Below are 3,270 nucleotides of genomic sequence, written 5' to 3'. Positions count from 1 at the left end.
AAAAAGACCCTGGCGATGACCTACTTTCACATGAGGAAGCCTCACACTATCATTGGCGCATGTTCGTTTCACTTCTGAGTTCGAGATGGATTCAGGTGGTTCCAAACCGCTATAGTCGCCAGGAAAACTGTTTTGAGTATCGCGCATTATTGGCATGATACTCAGGTAAATAAAGAGGTATTATATCTTATATCAAGCATAATCTAAAGTAACTCAGATTATATGGTCAAGACAATCAGCCAATTAGTACAAGTTAGCTTCACGCATTACTACGCTTCCACACCTTGCCTATCAACGTCGTAGTCTTCAACGGGCTTCAAGGGAAAACTCATCTTGAGGGAGGCTTCCCGCTTAGATGCTTTCAGCGGTTATCCCGTCCGAACTTAGCTACCCGGCAATGCCACTGGCGTGACAACCGGTACACCAGAGGTTCGTCCACTCCGGTCCTCTCGTACTAGGAGCAGCTCCTCTCAATTTTCCTACGCCCACGGCAGATAGGGACCGAACTGTCTCACGACGTTCTAAACCCAGCTCGCGTACCACTTTAAATGGCGAACAGCCATACCCTTGGGACCTGCTTCAGCCCCAGGATGTGATGAGCCGACATCGAGGTGCCAAACACCGCCGTCGATATGAACTCTTGGGCGGTATCAGCCTGTTATCCCCGGAGTACCTTTTATCCGTTGAGCGATGGCCCTTCCATACAGAACCACCGGATCACTAAGACCAACTTTCGTTCCTGCTCGAGCCGTCGCTCTCGCAGTCAAGCACCCTTATGCCTTTACACTCTTGGTACGATGTCCGACCGTACCGAGGGTACCTTTGTGCTCCTCCGTTACTCTTTGGGAGGAGACCGCCCCAGTCAAACTACCCATCATACACTGTCCTTATCCCAGATAATGGGACCAAGTTAGAACCTCAATAACAACAGGGTGGTATTTCAAGGTCGGCTCCATACCCACTAGCGTGGATACTTCATAGCCTCCCACCTATCCTACACAGTCATCATCAAAGTCCAGTGCAAAACTATAGTAAAGGTTCACGGGGTCTTTCCGTCTAGCCGCGGGTACACTGCATCTTCACAGCGATTTCAATTTCACTGAGTCTCGGGTGGAGACAGTGTGGCCATCGTTACGCCATTCGTGCAGGTCGGAACTTACCCGACAAGGAATTTCGCTACCTTAGGACCGTTATAGTTACGGCCGCCGTTTACCGGGGCTTCGATCAAGAGCTTCTCCGAAGATAACCCCATCAATTAACCTTCCGGCACCGGGCAGGCGTCACACCCTATACGTCTTCTTACGAATTTGCAGAGTGCTGTGTTTTTAATAAACAGTCGCAGCCACCTGGTCTCTGCGGCCCTCTTCAGCTCAGAAAGTAAATTCCTTCACCGAAAAGGGCGTACCTTCTCCCGAAGTTACGGTACCATTTTGCCTAGTTCCTTCACCCGAGTTCTCTCAAGCGCCTTAGTATTCTCTACCTGTCCACCTGTGTCGGTTTGCGGTACGGTTCTCTATAAGTTATGGCTAGCAGCTTTTCCTGGAAGCCGGGCATCAATGACTTCGCTGTACACCGAAGTGTCAGCACCATGTCGCACCTCAGAGTTAATAACGGTCCGGATTTGCCTAAACCATCCCCCTACATGCACATACCAGGACAACCAACGCCTGGCTCATCTAGCCTTCTTCGTCCCCACATCACCACTTATAAAAAGTCCAGGAATATTAACCTGGTTCCCATCGACTACGCTCTTCAGCCTCGCCTTAGGGGCCGACTCACCCTGCTCCGATTAACGTCGTGCAGGAAACCTGGGACTTCCGGCGTGAGGGCTTTTCACCCTCATTATCGTTACTCATGTCAGCATTCGCACTTCTGATACCTCCAGCACACTTCTCAATGCACCTTCATCAGCTTACAGAACGCTCCCCTACCACGTGTACTTAGTACACATCCGCAGCTTCGGTGACTAGTTTTAGCCCCGTTACATCTTCCGCGCAGGCCGACTCGACCAGTGAGCTATTACGCTTTCTTTAAAGGGTGGCTGCTTCTAAGCCAACCTCCTGGCTGTCTGTGCCTTCCCACATCGTTTCCCACTTAACTAGTACTTGGGGACCTTAGCTGGCGGTCTGGGTTGTTTCCCTCTTCACGACGGACGTTAGCACCCGCCGTGTGTCTCCCGTGATTCAATTAGTCGGTATTCGGAGTTTGCATCGGTTTGGTAAGCCATGACAGCCCCCTAGCCGAAACAGTGCTCTACCCCCAACAATCATTCACGAGGCGCTACCTAAATAGCTTTCGGGGAGAACCAGCTATCTCCGGGCTTGATTAGCCTTTCACTCCTAGTCACACGTCATCCGATAATTTTTCAACATTACCCGGTTCGGACCTCCAGTTGGTGTTACCCAACCTTCATCCTGCACATGACTAGATCGCCCGGTTTCGGGTCTACTCACAGCGACTCTCGCCCTATTCAGACTCGATTTCTCTACGGCTCCCTTATTCAGTTAACCTCGCCACTGAAAGTAACTCGCTGACCCATTATACAAAAGGTACGCAGTCACACAGCCTAAGCCATGCTCCCACTGCTTGTACGCAAACGGTTTCAGGTTCTATTTCACTCCCCTCTCCGGGGTTCTTTTCACCTTTCCCTCACGGTACTGGTTCACTATCGGTCAGTAAGTAGTATTTAGCCTTGGATGATGGTCCACCCATATTCAACCAGGATTACACGTGTCCCGGCCTACTTTTTCGCGTGCCTAGTTCTTGATACAACCTTTATATACGGGGCTTTCACCCTCTATGGCCAACCTTCCCAAGTTGTTCTATTCTTTCGTATCATAAATCACGCCAGGCTCCTCCCCGTTCGCTCGCCGCTACTTGGAGAATCTCTTTTGATTTCTTTTCCTTCGGGTACTTAGATGTTTCAGTTCCCCGAGTTCGCCTCTATAACCTATGTATTCAGCTATAGATGACTATGCTCACGCATAGCCGGGTTCCCCCATTCGGACATCTTCGGCTCATCGCTCGTTTCCAGCTCACCAAAGCTTTTCGCAGGATTCCACGTCCTTCATCGCCTCTTACTGCCAAGGCATCCACCGTTTGCGCTTCTCTTCTTGACCATATAATCTCAATTACCTCAAAATTACATGCTTACTTCTCAATACAAGACGCTTGTGTTACCTCTTTATTTACCCATATTTTTAATGAACGTCTGGTTATTCCAGATTAAAAAACTCCGCAAAGCCTTTTAATCTGGACTATCCTTGAAAA

The 3,270-nt window shown here is 49.6% G+C and carries 2 rRNA genes; both read right to left on the bottom strand.

Annotation, left to right across the window (positions count from 1 at the left end):
• Positions 1-7: 7 nt before the first annotated feature.
• A 5S ribosomal RNA gene (gene rrf / locus EKG34_RS18015) occupies positions 8-123 on the bottom strand.
• 99 nt (positions 124-222) lie between these two features.
• Positions 223-3,119, bottom strand: a 23S ribosomal RNA gene (locus EKG34_RS18010).
• Positions 3,120-3,270 lie beyond the last annotated feature (151 nt).

This window comes from Legionella longbeachae (genome assembly GCF_004283175.1).
GTDB lineage: Bacteria > Pseudomonadota > Gammaproteobacteria > Legionellales > Legionellaceae > Legionella > Legionella longbeachae.
This window is presented reverse-complemented; position numbering and strand designations above follow the sequence as displayed.